Source organism: Bernardetia sp. ABR2-2B (genome assembly GCF_037126435.1).
Taxonomy (GTDB): Bacteria; Bacteroidota; Bacteroidia; order Cytophagales; family Bernardetiaceae; genus Bernardetia.
In genome coordinates this window covers 3,922,323-3,935,352 of the sequence record NZ_CP147020.1, presented here as the reverse complement: position 1 = coordinate 3,935,352, position 13,030 = coordinate 3,922,323, and the positions used below count along the sequence as shown (strand labels likewise).

21 protein-coding genes and 1 tRNA gene are annotated in these 13,030 nt (G+C 33.7%); all 22 read left to right on the top strand.

The window, feature by feature from the left end:
* Positions 1 to 150 precede the first annotated feature (150 nt).
* The 22 genes from WAF17_RS16695 to WAF17_RS16590 all read left to right on the top strand — a co-directional run bounded on the left by WAF17_RS16695 (position 151) and on the right by WAF17_RS16590 (position 13,010).
* Positions 151 to 330 carry a hypothetical protein gene (locus WAF17_RS16695; protein ID WP_338761989.1) on the top strand — a complete coding sequence of 60 codons (180 nt, stop codon included), beginning with the start codon at positions 151 to 153 and terminating at the stop codon, positions 328 to 330.
* Positions 331 to 388: 58 nt separating this feature from the next.
* Positions 389 to 568, top strand: a complete 180-nt coding sequence (locus tag WAF17_RS16690; RefSeq protein ID WP_338761987.1) for a hypothetical protein — start codon at positions 389 to 391, stop codon at positions 566 to 568.
* Positions 565 to 729 carry a hypothetical protein gene (locus WAF17_RS16685; protein ID WP_338761985.1) on the top strand — a complete coding sequence of 55 codons (165 nt, stop codon included), beginning with the start codon at positions 565 to 567 and terminating at the stop codon, positions 727 to 729. The genes WAF17_RS16690 and WAF17_RS16685 overlap by 4 nt, the downstream gene beginning before the upstream one ends.
* Before the next feature lie 46 nt (positions 730 to 775).
* Positions 776 to 1,003, top strand: coding sequence for a hypothetical protein (locus tag WAF17_RS16680; RefSeq protein WP_338761983.1), 228 nt, complete (start codon positions 776 to 778; stop codon positions 1,001 to 1,003).
* Positions 1,004 to 1,073: 70 nt separating this feature from the next.
* The gene (locus tag WAF17_RS16675; RefSeq protein ID WP_338761981.1) at positions 1,074 to 1,445 is read left to right on the top strand and encodes a hypothetical protein; all 372 of its coding nucleotides are present in this window, start codon (positions 1,074 to 1,076) and stop codon (positions 1,443 to 1,445) included.
* A gap of 424 nt (positions 1,446 to 1,869) precedes the next feature.
* Positions 1,870 to 1,942, top strand: a tRNA-Ile gene (locus WAF17_RS16670).
* 140 nt (positions 1,943 to 2,082) lie between these two features.
* The gene (locus tag WAF17_RS16665) at positions 2,083 to 2,370 is read left to right on the top strand and encodes a hypothetical protein (RefSeq protein ID WP_338761978.1); all 288 of its coding nucleotides are present in this window, start codon (positions 2,083 to 2,085) and stop codon (positions 2,368 to 2,370) included.
* 37 nt (positions 2,371 to 2,407) lie between these two features.
* Entirely contained in the window at positions 2,408 to 2,632 is a 225-nt protein-coding gene (locus tag WAF17_RS16660) for a hypothetical protein (protein ID WP_338761975.1), read from the top strand.
* A gap of 64 nt (positions 2,633 to 2,696) precedes the next feature.
* Entirely contained in the window at positions 2,697 to 3,368 is a 672-nt protein-coding gene (locus tag WAF17_RS16655; protein ID WP_338761972.1) for a hypothetical protein, read from the top strand.
* Between the two features lie 105 nt (positions 3,369 to 3,473).
* Positions 3,474 to 4,040 carry a hypothetical protein gene (locus WAF17_RS16650; RefSeq protein WP_338761970.1) on the top strand — a complete coding sequence of 189 codons (567 nt, stop codon included), beginning with the start codon at positions 3,474 to 3,476 and terminating at the stop codon, positions 4,038 to 4,040.
* 1 nt (position 4,041) lies between these two features.
* The gene (locus WAF17_RS16645; protein ID WP_338761967.1) at positions 4,042 to 5,106 is read left to right on the top strand and encodes a hypothetical protein; all 1,065 of its coding nucleotides are present in this window, start codon (positions 4,042 to 4,044) and stop codon (positions 5,104 to 5,106) included.
* A gap of 61 nt (positions 5,107 to 5,167) precedes the next feature.
* The gene (locus WAF17_RS16640) at positions 5,168 to 6,121 is read left to right on the top strand and encodes a hypothetical protein (protein WP_338761965.1); all 954 of its coding nucleotides are present in this window, start codon (positions 5,168 to 5,170) and stop codon (positions 6,119 to 6,121) included.
* Complete coding sequence (locus tag WAF17_RS16635; protein WP_338761962.1) at positions 6,090 to 7,235, top strand: hypothetical protein; 1,146 nt, start codon at positions 6,090 to 6,092, stop codon at positions 7,233 to 7,235. The genes WAF17_RS16640 and WAF17_RS16635 overlap by 32 nt, the downstream gene beginning before the upstream one ends.
* Before the next feature lie 14 nt (positions 7,236 to 7,249).
* Positions 7,250 to 7,654 (top strand): hypothetical protein, encoded by a 405-nt coding sequence (locus tag WAF17_RS16630; protein WP_338761959.1) that lies wholly within the window; start codon positions 7,250 to 7,252, stop codon positions 7,652 to 7,654.
* A gap of 57 nt (positions 7,655 to 7,711) precedes the next feature.
* A complete protein-coding gene (locus WAF17_RS16625; protein WP_338761957.1) occupies positions 7,712 to 7,984 on the top strand; it encodes a hypothetical protein in 273 nt (90 codons plus the stop codon).
* Between the two features lie 51 nt (positions 7,985 to 8,035).
* Positions 8,036 to 8,707, top strand: coding sequence for a hypothetical protein (locus WAF17_RS16620; RefSeq protein WP_338761955.1), 672 nt, complete (start codon positions 8,036 to 8,038; stop codon positions 8,705 to 8,707).
* An 85-nt stretch (positions 8,708 to 8,792) separates the two neighbouring features.
* Positions 8,793 to 9,440, top strand: a complete 648-nt coding sequence (locus WAF17_RS16615; protein WP_338761953.1) for a hypothetical protein — start codon at positions 8,793 to 8,795, stop codon at positions 9,438 to 9,440.
* A gap of 53 nt (positions 9,441 to 9,493) precedes the next feature.
* Positions 9,494 to 10,177 carry a hypothetical protein gene (locus WAF17_RS16610; protein WP_338761950.1) on the top strand — a complete coding sequence of 228 codons (684 nt, stop codon included), beginning with the start codon at positions 9,494 to 9,496 and terminating at the stop codon, positions 10,175 to 10,177.
* Between the two features lie 34 nt (positions 10,178 to 10,211).
* A complete protein-coding gene (locus tag WAF17_RS16605) occupies positions 10,212 to 10,784 on the top strand; it encodes a hypothetical protein (protein ID WP_338761947.1) in 573 nt (190 codons plus the stop codon).
* 27 nt (positions 10,785 to 10,811) lie between these two features.
* Entirely contained in the window at positions 10,812 to 11,444 is a 633-nt protein-coding gene (locus WAF17_RS16600) for a hypothetical protein (protein ID WP_338761945.1), read from the top strand.
* Between the two features lie 16 nt (positions 11,445 to 11,460).
* Entirely contained in the window at positions 11,461 to 12,495 is a 1,035-nt protein-coding gene (locus WAF17_RS16595) for a phosphoadenosine phosphosulfate reductase family protein (RefSeq protein WP_338761942.1), read from the top strand.
* The gene (locus WAF17_RS16590; protein ID WP_338761939.1) at positions 12,495 to 13,010 is read left to right on the top strand and encodes a hypothetical protein; all 516 of its coding nucleotides are present in this window, start codon (positions 12,495 to 12,497) and stop codon (positions 13,008 to 13,010) included. Before WAF17_RS16595 ends, WAF17_RS16590 begins: the two co-directional genes overlap by 1 nt.
* Positions 13,011 to 13,030 lie beyond the last annotated feature (20 nt).

Sequence of the window (13,030 nt, the reverse complement as noted above, 5' to 3'; positions counted from 1 at the left end):
CCTATATTATCTCTGCTAATGAAGTCTATTCAAAGGAAGACAAGAAGCAGATGATAGAGGAGGATATAAGTTGGGATTTCCATTTTGACTTATGTTGCAAATGTGATGGTATTGTCGGCATTCTTGGATAAAAACTAAACACCTAAAAAAATGAACAAAGGCGAACCACACGATTGCGAATGTATGGAACATGAAGACTCATACATGGTAGATGCAGAAAATGTCTATACCGACAAAGAAAAAGAAGAAATGCTCAAAGAAGGAGTTTCTTGGGATTTCAGTTTTGAACTCTGCTATCAATGTGATGGCATCGTCGGTATGATGGGTTAATCTACTAATTTATCTAAATCAAAAAACTAAACATCTAAAAAAAATCACCAAACTACCTATGCTAACTAAAATACCTACTCAAACGGATTGGCTAGGCTTGTACGAAGCAGGAATGGCAGCCTTCATATTCGGAATGCTACTTCTAACATTTGGAATTTTATTCCTAGAGTGGTCAGAACTAGCCAAATCAGTAAAATCAATTTTCAAACTTTTTATCAAGCCTAAAAAATCACAATGAATCACGACGATAAATTCAATTTAGATTGTCCAGACTGTGGCAAAGACATACTTGCAAGTATAGAGAACGAATCTTGTGATTGTACAGATTGTCAGATTCACATAATGTATGAATTAGATGGCGACGATGTAATCATTACTGAAACACAAGAATTTCATTAATCAACCACCAAATCTATCTATCACTTTTTTAAAAAAAACAAATCAAATGAGAGCAAATCCTTATAACAACCCAGCCCCAAAAAAGCAGATTGCTAATGTTAGGGTCATCGCACAAGATTTCAATTCAGACTATGCTATTATCTGTTTTGATAATGATAATGAAGAAGTTCTTCATACTAAAGCAAAGGCACGAGCAAGGTCAGACTTTGGGAAACAGCTAGATAGTCAAAGTATAGAATACAAAATTCTAAACAGGGAAGAACTACACCTTTAAAATCACGTACTCACGAATCACCAAATACCACCTAAAAAATAAATTTCCAAAACCATAAAAAATCAAACCGATGAAGTACAAACCAAAAAGTAAAGTAGCTGTATTTGAGTTCTATGAAGAAATAAGTGAAGAGATGGACAAGGCTTATTTCTGTGGAGATTCAACAGCTATTAAAGAAAGAGCAATAGATAACCGACACCATGAGCGATTCGATAATCATCTTAAAATAAACTGTAACGATGAGAATCCAAGCAATGACCTTCTACGAGAACTTCATAGCATTTGCCAAGAGCCAGAAATAAGTAGAAAGATGGATATAGAAATTCTAAGAATCGCAACAGACGAGCTAGAAAAAAGAAGAGAAAAGGCAAAAGAAGAAGCTCAAGAAGTCTATCGCAAACTGATGGAATCAGAACCTACTCAAACGGAGCAGGTAGCATAAGGCAAAAGACAAAGCATTGGTAGAGCAGGGTGCTAAGTCAATTTTCCATCTAAAAAAAAGATGGTGAACGTACTGCTCTAAATGGAAGTGATATGCTATGGTAAGCATCGTGAAGTGGTTATAATTTTCAAATGAAAAGGAAGCGCACCACAACCCAGCGGTGGGGGAGTTTTAAAAAATAGAGTAAACAGTTGAAATCCTAAAAACTCAAATATTCTTTAAAAAGCTTTGCAGGTTCGAACCCTGCCACTTCCACAGGCAATCACCTCAGAAGAGTCGACTGCAACAGGGCAAAACAAGGAAGATTTTGCCCTTTAAGAAACAAGCATCAAAAAGTGATGCTCCTCTTCATTTCTAAATTCACTACTAGCCTATGCGAAGAGGTATAGGAGTTAGTCGCTCCGATAAGTAGGTTAGTAATTTTGGGTCTTTAGCTTAACGGTCAAAGCAGTTCACTCATAATGAAAAGATTACAAGTTCGAATCTTGTAAGACCCACTAAATAAAATTCTATTCAATCAGAAAACAATGAAAAAGCATTTAAAGAAACTCATTCGGCACGCTCTGTATCATATCATCTGTTTTGGAATCCGTGTCAAAATCGAAACTGAAATCTTTATCTCTAATCTATTACGCAAATGAACGAGCTAATCAACAACCCCATCAACAAGCCAAAAGAACAAGTATTTACTTTTCTCTCAAAACTCAAGTCTGAAACAGGCTACCTAGAAATCAAATTTGATTTTACAGAATCAAAATTTAGAAAACTCTCTGATCAAGAAAAAGGAGAGGAAAAGCAAATCCTAAGTAGTCATTATAGCATACTTGCTATGGTGGAAAAACTAAAAACGGAAGTAAAAGAGCTAACAGGACAAGAAACTCACATCGCTGAATTTTCAATTTATGAAACACCATCAAAGCAATAGTATCAAATGGGTCTTAATCCGACACTACTGGAAATCAATGAAACGATGGTTTCCAGTTTGGGTAAGCTATGAGAAGATAGACAACTACTCTTTTGCACCAGCTACACAATTTGAAAAAGAATGCTTCGGATATCGGATTCAGAACAGTCAGATAATGGCGTATGAAGAAAAAGTTTTTGACAAAACCACAGCCTTTCAAGTAGCCTATTTACTGCTTGAAAAAGAAGCAAAAAAAGAGCAGAAAGAAGCTCAATTATCGTAACCATTGACACAACGTGTCGTGTACAGTAATGTAAATAATAAATATTAAAAACAGTATTTTAATTATGAAATCATCAAATATAAAAATAAAAGAATATTCTTTTAGAAACTCTTGGGAAATAGAATACAAAGTAGGTAGAGATTATTTTATAGCCTGTATCGAAACCGAAGATTTAAAAGCTGTTTTTGATAATTATGATTATGAAAAACACGACACTCCTGCAAACTTCTTAGAAGAAGATGAAGACGTAGAAAAACTGCTCACTTGGTTTCATACAGAGTTTACAGATGAGCTTGAGCCTATCAGCAGAAAAGAGAGCGAACTGTATCAAGCAAAAATAGAAGCAAGTAAAGAAGAGAAAGAACACAAACTTCCTCTTGAGCAGGTAGGAGAAGATAGTGTAAAGGTACACTTCAAAACTACTTTTGACAAACAAAACGGAATGTGGACAGAAGTACCAAACCCAGCCTATATAAAAGCTCTAGCCCAAAGAATGGAACAGATGCAGAAAGAAATCGATTTTCTCAAAGAGGAGAATCAAAAGAGAGATGATGTCTTACTGACAACAAAAATGATAGAATATCAATACAAAATCTCTAAAAATACAATTAATGAAGCAAGAAGACACAATCGCATTACAGGATTCAAAATCAATGGCAAAGAATACGGTTACAAAAAAAGAGAGATAGAAAAATACATACAAGGAGATAGAAGGCTGCAAAAGGCAGCTTTATAAACAAAGAGTGGAAGGCTAAAATGGGTTCGAATCCCATCACTCTTCAAAACTTCAAATCAGTTTTATTCAATTCAATTTTTATCAATTTTAATTTATTTCAAAACTATGGACAATCAAACAACAGAGCTAATTGTACAAGAGCAATCTCTTACTACAAAATCATTTACACAGGAAGAAGCTAAGAAGGCTTATCTAACTGAAAATACAAATGCCAGTATCACTCATGACTTTTGGTCTTTTCAACAAGTGAAAAATAAAGAGATTCCAAAAGAAATAGAGAAGGCAGAAAAAAGGCTTGAAAAAGCTGAAACAAAAGATGAGTATGATGATGCAATTTTCCTGCTTCGCCAGTACAAGCGTGTTGGAGTGAGCATTAGCAGAATGGTAACATTGCCAATGGAAATAGAAGGAGAATTGAAAAATGTAGAAGTAGTTGTTTTTTATGACCCTCTAACAAAAAAGGAATTTTCAATGAAACAGACTATACCTGTAAACTTAATCAAGACTTTGAATATAGTTGCAGGAGAAATAGTAGATGGCGAAAAAGCAAACCCAAATAAATTCTATTTGAGAGGGCAAAGAGTAGATATAACGTATGAGGGCAGAAAGAAAAACACCTCTAATGACAAAGAAAGTGATTTTGTAGACATCAAACCATCTCTTAAGCAATAATATGGAAATTCAAAACAATCAACAATCTGAAAGCCTGTTTGCACAGGCTTTCAAAAAAATGGAACAAGGAGTAAAGTCAATCAAAAAAAACACTCCTCAATCCATCAATATAAAAGGCTACGGCTTTAAAGAACTGGAGTCAATGCATAAAAAAGGCTTGTGTCCTCGTGGAAACTACGCATCGGGTCGTAAATTATCTCCTTCGGCAGCCTCTAAGTTTTTAGGAAATCCTTTAGAATATATTCGATATACTCAACAACAACCTTTTTTAGGAAGCGAAGCTACCGAAATAGGAAATGCTTTTGAAGATGTTCTCTTTTATGGAGAGAAAGCAAAAGACTACTTGCACGTAGTAAGATTACCTAAGCCTACTCAAACAATGGCTACAAAGGCAAACAAAGAGGCTTTTGAATCTGCATTAGCAGAACATTCCAGCGATAGACCTTCTATTCTATCAACAGACTATAATAAACATGTAGATTCTCTTAAAACTCTTCTTGAAAGCATATCAAAAAAATCTTTTGATGAAGAGTGGGAGATGATTCCTTATATCAAGAAAAGCCAAAAGTCTTGTATTACAGAAGATGGTAAAACACTTCTGACAAATATGTACAAGGCTTGTCTCCAAAAAGAGTTCAAACTTACGCAAGAAATCAAGTCGTACAATCGCCAAATCAAGGTTGAACGCACTTGTGAAGTAACAGGGCTTAAAATGCTCGGATACCTTGATTATCGTAGTGAAAATGAAAAGCATGTCATCGAAACAAAAACTATTGATGATATTTCCAAAGCAGAAAACCGTGTCTGTTATTCACCTTATGCTATCTGGAATCAAGTCGCTTTTTACTCCTATTTCGCAGAAACGGTTACTCTACTTTTTGTAGAAAAAAAAGAACCATTCGGAGTTTTACGAATGGATTTTTCAAAAGAAGAGCTAATGAAACTTAGAAACAAATTTGAAAATGAAGTCGCTATTCCTTTCGCAAAGGCATTAGAAAAAGGATTTTACAAGACAGCAGGACAAGAAACAAAAACAAATATTACTCGCAAATTAAGGCTTAGATAAGCCTTGCAAGAGCAGTAAATGTATTATTTAGAATTTTAAAACTCTTTAGAGGAAACATAGAATGCAGGAGAAAAAACCTTTTTACTTAGATGCTATCAATGCTTTTTGGATAATTTCAGAACCTGAATATCTCAATGGAAACGAAATCGCTTTATACTTTGTCATTCTCAAAGAATTTAATCGATTTGGTTGGAAAAAAGATAAGGTAGGAATTTCCAACAACCTGCTTGCCGAAAAAATATCTGTGTCTGAAAAAACACTTATAAAAGTAAGGAACAAGCTAAAGCAAATTGGAGCTATTGATTTTGTCAAAGGTAAAAAAGGCAAGCTAACAGAGTACAGGTTATTGACTATTACCTGTAATAGTTCCAGTACAAATTACAGTAAAAATAATATTACCTGTAATAATTCCAGTACAAACTCCAGTACAAAGTTCAGTACAAACTCCAGTACAAAGTTCAGCCATCATAAGAGTATAGATAAAAGATTAAAGATTAAAGATAATACAAATAATCATGAGGATTTTTCGAAAGAAAATTTTGAAGAAGGAATTTCTGAAAATCAAGATTTCGAAAAACCGAGTGAAGAGGAAATTTCAGAATCTCCAGTAGAAACTGAAAATGCCTCTCCAAAAAAAGTTGCGCTAAAAAAAGGTTCTCAAAAATCAAAAGCCAAAAAGCAAACTTTGAATGAAGAGCAACAGGAATTTTGGGATTTGCAGATTAATCAAATGCCAAAGCCTCACGACTCTGATGAGCTGCAAGATGCTTGGATTAGATTCAGAGAGCTGAAAAAGCAGAAAGGAAAGCCACTTGCGCCAATACAAGCAGAGCAGCAACTTAGAAATCTTGGAAAAATGTCTTTGAAAGTAGCCATTGAGCAAACTGAAAAGGCAATCTTGGGAGATTGGTCACAAATATACCCTCCTTTTCCAAACTCATCAAAAAAAACCAATTCAAAAACACCAAAACAAGACTTCGAAAATGCAGACTACTCAAGAACTACCCTCAAATAGGTTTTCTGATGCTAAAAGCATTCAAGAACTCGCTATTCATCAGTTTCAAAAACCTAAATCTCAAAAGATAATTCCGTTCAATGCAAAATACTTTTGTGAGTTTGCTACGGCGTATATGCGTAATGCTTCTCCAAATAAATCTCAAGAATTTGTTTTGGACAAGACAAACGAAAAAGTCGTAAAGTTACTTTGGGATTATTTTTTCAATCCTGTGAAATTTGACAAAGATTATCAGCAATATTCTTCTGCAAAAGGAATTTTATTGTTCGGTGCGCCTGGTAGTGGAAAGACGGAATTGCTTTACATTTTTAACGCTTTATGTCAAGCTCACAAACTATTCCACTACAAAAATAGAGGAAAGGTAATGTACGGATTTGGCTCAACCTCGTTTTGGGATTTACTCAAAATGCACGAGGATAACAAGCAGCCGATAATCGACAATAGTTCACATTGGTTTTATGATGAATTGGGTTTAGATGCATGTAGAGCCTACAAAAGCTATGGTAACTCTGTGGACATTGATACACGAGTTTTACAGCTTCGTTATAAGGTTTTTAGGTCTGGCACGATTACTCATTTTACGACAAATCTAAATTTAGAAATGTTTGAAAATGAAGAAACTGGCTATGACCAACGAACACGAAGCCGATTGAAAGAGATGTGCAACTTCATTCCATTCACAGGGAATGATAGAAGAGCATTAGTCAAACTGCAACGCAAAGAATTGGCAGAAGAATCTAACCAACTGACTACCGAACAGATAGAAGCCAACCGAGAAATATTCCTAAATGAAATTAAGAAGGCGAAAGAAACAAAAGAATACCCTCCTTTTGAATTTAGAATAGTCATTTGGTACGACTTAGCTATCAAAGAAAAGCTGTTTGAATTGTCAGTAGAGCAGCGTTGGGAGGAAATGCTACTTGCAAGACAAGAAATATTTGATAGATACAACACTGCAAAAGCTCAACTCCTACTTAAGCATAAACGAAAGGAATGGACAGCTTTTCAAAATCAAATTGAAGATAAAAAAGTGATTCAAAAAAATGTGTTTGAGAATGAATCCATCAGCAGAGCAAAAGTAAATTCAATAATCAAATACTACCTAGAAGCCTAAAAACACCAACATCTATGAGCCAAGAAAGTCAAACCGAAAAGATAGAAGAGAGCAAACCTAAATTTCCTTATCCAAGAAAAATTCAAGGTTTACTAGACCCAGTTTTTTACACTATTACCAACGAAGAAGTGGAAGATAAGGATAGTTTTGAAGGAGTAGAAAATATCTATATGATAGAAAAAGATGGAGTTAAAATTCCACTTGTAGAAGCTGTAACCTATATGCTATCTACTTCACTTCTTGCCAAATTATTTATCAATCTATTCAAAAGAGTAGTGGATTTGCGAAAAAAGCAAAAGGCTTATTTCAAAACTCGCTTAGATATTCAACTTGAAATTGCCAAAGAGGCTGAATATACGGTAGATAATTACATAGAAGTATGTCGGACTACTTATGAGACGCTTGTAAAAGTCAAATAATCAAATTACCCAAACTCATCTAATAAAGACTAAAATCACCAAAAAATACCAAAAACTATGAACTCATCAATCATCACTTCAATAGAACAACAGTCTCCTACTTCTTACCAAGTAAAATTGCAAGGAGAATCAAAATCTTATACCGTTTCAACGAAATACTCGCCAAGCATAGCAAGTAAAAAAGCAGGAGATATAATCTGTTATACTAAGAAAGGAAAGTTTATCAATGTCATTTCTTTCAAAGACATAGCCATAGGCATTGCTTCAGATATTTTGAAAGAAGTAGCAGAAACAGCTGCAAAAATTATCATCAAGAAGATTTTTAAGTAAAGGCATTTCAAATCACCCAAATTTATTCATCACTATCAAATTTTAAAATTTATGCTCACTAGAGAATTAAAATCAACTTTCAATAAATCTTTAAATGAATTTAAAGTGTTTGTAGTTGCTCAAACTGAAAGAGGCAATTCATACACTACACAAATAGCAAGTAATTCTGATTATGCAGAGTACAAAAGACTCTCAAGAGATATACTCTCTGTGCTATTATCTGACAATAACTTGCCACAAGAAATGATTAAAGATTGCTTGATAACAGGAATCAAATTCAACGAGCAGACCGATAAGCAGACTGGAGAGCTTGTGCAAACAGTTCAGTTTATTCTTCATCATTTTGTTGAGAAAATGGAAAAGAAAGGTAAGCTCATTTACAACTATCTCAAAATTCCACTTACTAACCGTGAGTATATCTCCCTGCCTGATAGAACGGTTAGGCAAATAGGAGAGCTACAAGAGTTTTTGAATAGAATTGCTATAAGGTCTTTCGAAGCAGAGCCAATACAAACTGTGTTATTTAATACTACAACAAAGTCTAAAAACGAAGACACGCTAGACTTTGATTTACTAAACCAAGCCACAGAAGAAATTACAGGCTCGGCAGCTCCTCAAGAGCATGTTGAAGGAATGAAAGCAGCTACAGAAGAAAGACTCAAAGAAAGAAATAAAGAAAATAATCAACTGGGTATCCCTGTAGAAATAACAGAAGAAGACTAACTATGAAAATCTACCATTGCCAAGCTAAACCAACTATTTGGCAATGGTAAACTCAAAAAATAATCAACACCAAATTTACCAACCTATGTTCAAATCAAGAAAAAAACAAGCTCTTCAACCTAAGCAAGAACAAACCGAAGGTTATCTAATACTCCCTATCGTAATCGGAATCTTGAAAGGGGTTTTGAAAAATGATATTATCGCTTCCTCTCCAAAATTAATGATGGCAGTAGAGAAAGTTATCAAAGAGATGGAAAGTGATAAGAAAATCGCTCATCGTGTTGCTCACTTAAACAATGATTTTTTGAGTAATGGCGAAGCGAAGAAATGGTCTAAAATGATAAGTCAATCTATTAGAGAATTATCAAAAAAAGGCATCAAAGAAATTGTACTACTTCTAACTTCGAAGGATACAAATGTTCCTTTGTCGGATGATGAATACGCTTCTATCGTGAATCAATCCTATACCGTTTATTTATTCTGTCCGACCAAAAAGCAGATAGATATTTACAGCAAGGAAATTGAAAATTTTGATGAGTATGTGGAAGACTACCGTATCATATTGGTAGATAGTAAGGAGCTTCCGTTTTTCTTACGAGTGCCGAGTGTAGGTTATTTCTATTCTCCAAAAGAAGTTGAACTATCGGATGTAAACAATCAAAAAATACTTACCACGACAGCAGAAGTGCAACGAGTGATAGAGCAAAACTTATCAAGTATTCGGCTTGTCTAACAAAGCACGAACTTATTAAAATTAATTTTTATACACTCACTTTACTACACAAAATGAAATTTACATATAATAATTTCCCAATTATAAAATTTATGGAATCTGATAAAGGTTGGGATTCTTTTTTAGATAACTGCTTCTATTTTACCAAGTCGTTTTTAGAAAATTCTTTAGCTGTTTTTGATAGCAAAAATGGTTTGGAAACTATATATAAAAATGTAAATGATTTTAGAGGCATTCTTTTGACTAAAAATGACGGTCTTAATTTAGAAATAGTTGTTGATTGTTTTAAAAAAGGAGATGAACTTATATTTCAACATAAATTATATGTAGAAGGTATTTTAACCTCACAGCAAGAAAACATCATTTTCCGAGATAGCTTAGATGTAAAACTATCTATGAGTTCAAGTTCAAGTAATCGCAAAAACAATGTTCATATAGCAAAAGGCGTGATGGCTTTAATATTCTTTTATCAAAATGCAGAAACAAAAACTGATGAGGTTTCTAAAAACTCTAAAAAATCTAATTCAAAAACCAATCATTTTGTTGAATTTAAAACTGATGTAAAGATTTTGAATAATAGTTGGTTTACAACTGTAATAAATAATAATGCTTTTAATGTTAAAGGTCATTTAGCTTGGAGAGCTTGTGGTAAAGGAAAGCAAGATAGAAAGCTAGTCTGGATTGATGAGTTTTCTAAGACAGGATATGTGAGAAAAGCAGGGGTTTTAAATAAATAAAAATCAAATTCAAAAACACCAAATTAATCTAATCATGTCTGTAAAAACGTCTAAGTTCATCAACTTACCAAGAATCGTAGATGAGTCTATTCGACTTACTCTTATATCAATAAATCACAATATATCTAACCATTTGCTTAAAATGTACTATGGAGAGACTTATAAAAAGGAGTTAAACAAACCAACATTGCTTTTTATATTTATTTCAAGACTCAATGATATGAGAATGAGAATTGACCAATTAAGAAATTCGGAAACTAGACTTGAAACGTATGGAGGAAAGATGGTCAGAAACTCTAAGTATGACTATTGTGAAAAGGTTATAGCTTTTTACCAAGATTTTACAAACAAAATGTCTGATTTTATCAAGCAGCATAAAGTCACAACAATAGAAGGAATTGCTTTGGCAGTAGAATGTAAATGTTGTGAAAAATATGTGAATCTGCATGTTATAAAAGACTTTATAGATTATCCTTCTTACTGCAAGATTCAAAAGCTGATTGATGAGAAAAATTGCCAAATGAAAATTGTGAGGTACAAAAAAGCAAAGCGAAAATTTGGTAAGTGCAAAACGCATATCGAAACTTTACAATATCAACTATTCTGAATATAGAAATATAAAAATAATCATCAAATGAACACTAATACATCCTTAACCCAAGTCAAAATAAAACTCCTTAGTGAAATTATAAGAGATTTCAATTCAGTTGAGTATGAGAACAATCCAACGGCTAGTTATTTGGAAGGTCGTCAAACTGAAAATGACCGTCTGACAATTCTTATCCAGCAAAAGTACATGGCTTTGGTAGAACAGCGAAGTGTAGAGGAACAACTAGGTTTAAAATGCTTTCAACTTTTTATCCCTAAGTCTTTTCCAAAAAACCATAAAAAGGCTGGACAAGAAACACAGTTTGCAAAGCGAATCATAACAGGTCGTATGATTCAAGTTCTGAAGAAAGATTATGCTTATTGGTTGGATGTGGTTCGTAAAGTTCAAGATGGAGAGGCTTATATCTCTGTGGTGGAATGGGAGCAGAATCGAACCGAAACACAAAGAGAAGTTTTGAGATTAGATGCTTCTTCCAATATAGAAATTCAGAAAGTTACTTTCAGTAAAAAGTTTTTCTACCTAAGGCGAGTTAGATTGTGTCCAGATGAGCTCGCTGAAAACTGTGGATTCAATACCACAACAGATTTTAAAAATTATTACAAATCATTTCCTAAGTCCGAACTGGCTATGATTCAGTTTACTGGTTTTAGGTATTAAGCAAAAATAGGTGTCAATGAACCTCCAATCCACAAAACAAATCCTAAATGAAGTCTCAGAGAATCACGATATACAAAAGTATGTTTGGCTCTTCTCTGGAGGAGATGACTCCTTGGCTTGTGGCAAGGTCTGTATGGAATTTTTACCCAAAATAGATTATGCTATTTTTTGTGATACAGGTACTTGCATTCCTCAAACTAAACAGTTTGTGATGGACACATGTGAGAAAATGGATATTCCTTTACTCATCGGAACAACAACCGAAAAAGACGACTACCAAAACTATGTTTTGAAGTTTGGTTTTCCTGGACGGAATCATAAGCAGCATACAGTAATGTATCGAATGCTAAAAGATCATTCTTTGCGTAGATGTATTTCTAAAATACGCAATCGCAAGAGAAATTATAAAATAGCTCTTCTTACAGGAGCTAGATACGATGAGAGTACAAGGAGAATGGGTACAGTAAAGAAAATTGATGCTCGTGGAAGTGATATTTGGATAAACCCAATTCAAGATTGGAGCAAGTCTGATATTCACAATTACTTTCAAAAAAATAATATTGAGCGTAGTGTTGTAGCCCAAACCATCGGCAGGAGTGGAGAATGTAATTGTGGTGTATTTGGCAATAAAGAAGAACTGGACGAAATCAACCTTATCAGTCCAGAATTTGTAAACCAGATGAGAGAACTAGAGCAAAAAGTAAAAGCAAATGGCTTTTGTTGGGGTTGGGGAGAAAATCCTCCGAAAAATTGGGCGCAAGTCTCACAAGGACAAATGTCTTTTGAAGGAATGAAAAGCGATTGGGAAGACCAGCAGCTTTTTATGTGTTCTACTTGTATGAACAATACACCTTTTAAGCATACAAAGGAGCGAGAAAAGCAATTACTTGAGTACAAGACTTTACTAAAATCTTGTAAGGGAGATGAAGACTATGTTCTGCTTATCGGTAAGATGGTAAAGGCTCTCAAAAGTCCTCGTAATTTTCAAAAAAAGCCAGAAGTGATTAATAAAATTTTAAAGGAGCATATTAAACTAATCGTAAATAAATAATGGGACTAGATATATATTTCGGTAAAATAGCAAAGCCTAACACTAACAAATCTCTTCATAGCTTTGATAATAATTTTACCACTTTAGAATATGAAGAAATGGAAATTTGCATGAATGTTTCTAATTCACGCAAAACGTTTAGAACTGTTACAGATATAAATGCAACGGCAAAAAAATCAAATCAAATTAATCATAGTGGATATGATTTTTGTAAAGCAGATGAGGTTATCTGCACTAAGAAAGGATTGTTTAGAGTTCCTTACTTAGATAAAAAAGTTAAATTTGAAGATTTAGTGGAATATCAAAAAGAGTTTTTTCTTTTTTGGATTAAAGAAGTAGAGTTTGATTTGAGTTATTGGTTTTTAACTACAAAATTTAGACTTGATATTCCTTTTATATATACTCGTGAAACAGCATTGTCTTTAGTTCCTTTTCTAAAAAGTGAGTATATTTATTTGAAAGAGTTTTTAGAAAACTTCAAAACTGGAGTGCATATTATTTATTTTAGCTATTAGCTATTTACAAACACCGAAAA

What these genes read in the sequence shown, in the direction of transcription:
- WAF17_RS16695 (WP_338761989.1), top strand. Translation starts at nt 151, where the DNA reads ATGAACAAAGGCGAACCACACGATTGCGAATGTATGGAACATGAAGAC.
- WAF17_RS16690 (WP_338761987.1), top strand. Translation starts at nt 389, where the DNA reads ATGCTAACTAAAATACCTACTCAAACGGATTGGCTAGGCTTGTACGAA.
- WAF17_RS16685 (WP_338761985.1), top strand. Translation starts at nt 565, where the DNA reads ATGAATCACGACGATAAATTCAATTTAGATTGTCCAGACTGTGGCAAA.
- WAF17_RS16680 (WP_338761983.1), top strand. Translation starts at nt 776, where the DNA reads ATGAGAGCAAATCCTTATAACAACCCAGCCCCAAAAAAGCAGATTGCT.
- WAF17_RS16675 (WP_338761981.1), top strand. Translation starts at nt 1,074, where the DNA reads ATGAAGTACAAACCAAAAAGTAAAGTAGCTGTATTTGAGTTCTATGAA.
- WAF17_RS16665 (WP_338761978.1), top strand. Translation starts at nt 2,083, where the DNA reads ATGAACGAGCTAATCAACAACCCCATCAACAAGCCAAAAGAACAAGTA.
- WAF17_RS16660 (WP_338761975.1), top strand. Translation starts at nt 2,408, where the DNA reads ATGAAACGATGGTTTCCAGTTTGGGTAAGCTATGAGAAGATAGACAAC.
- WAF17_RS16655 (WP_338761972.1), top strand. Translation starts at nt 2,697, where the DNA reads ATGAAATCATCAAATATAAAAATAAAAGAATATTCTTTTAGAAACTCT.
- WAF17_RS16650 (WP_338761970.1), top strand. Translation starts at nt 3,474, where the DNA reads ATGGACAATCAAACAACAGAGCTAATTGTACAAGAGCAATCTCTTACT.
- WAF17_RS16645 (WP_338761967.1), top strand. Translation starts at nt 4,042, where the DNA reads ATGGAAATTCAAAACAATCAACAATCTGAAAGCCTGTTTGCACAGGCT.
- WAF17_RS16640 (WP_338761965.1), top strand. Translation starts at nt 5,168, where the DNA reads ATGCAGGAGAAAAAACCTTTTTACTTAGATGCTATCAATGCTTTTTGG.
- WAF17_RS16635 (WP_338761962.1), top strand. Translation starts at nt 6,090, where the DNA reads ATGCAGACTACTCAAGAACTACCCTCAAATAGGTTTTCTGATGCTAAA.
- WAF17_RS16630 (WP_338761959.1), top strand. Translation starts at nt 7,250, where the DNA reads ATGAGCCAAGAAAGTCAAACCGAAAAGATAGAAGAGAGCAAACCTAAA.
- WAF17_RS16625 (WP_338761957.1), top strand. Translation starts at nt 7,712, where the DNA reads ATGAACTCATCAATCATCACTTCAATAGAACAACAGTCTCCTACTTCT.
- WAF17_RS16620 (WP_338761955.1), top strand. Translation starts at nt 8,036, where the DNA reads ATGCTCACTAGAGAATTAAAATCAACTTTCAATAAATCTTTAAATGAA.
- WAF17_RS16615 (WP_338761953.1), top strand. Translation starts at nt 8,793, where the DNA reads ATGTTCAAATCAAGAAAAAAACAAGCTCTTCAACCTAAGCAAGAACAA.
- WAF17_RS16610 (WP_338761950.1), top strand. Translation starts at nt 9,494, where the DNA reads ATGAAATTTACATATAATAATTTCCCAATTATAAAATTTATGGAATCT.
- WAF17_RS16605 (WP_338761947.1), top strand. Translation starts at nt 10,212, where the DNA reads ATGTCTGTAAAAACGTCTAAGTTCATCAACTTACCAAGAATCGTAGAT.
- WAF17_RS16600 (WP_338761945.1), top strand. Translation starts at nt 10,812, where the DNA reads ATGAACACTAATACATCCTTAACCCAAGTCAAAATAAAACTCCTTAGT.
- WAF17_RS16595 (WP_338761942.1), top strand. Translation starts at nt 11,461, where the DNA reads ATGAACCTCCAATCCACAAAACAAATCCTAAATGAAGTCTCAGAGAAT.
- WAF17_RS16590 (WP_338761939.1), top strand. Translation starts at nt 12,495, where the DNA reads ATGGGACTAGATATATATTTCGGTAAAATAGCAAAGCCTAACACTAAC.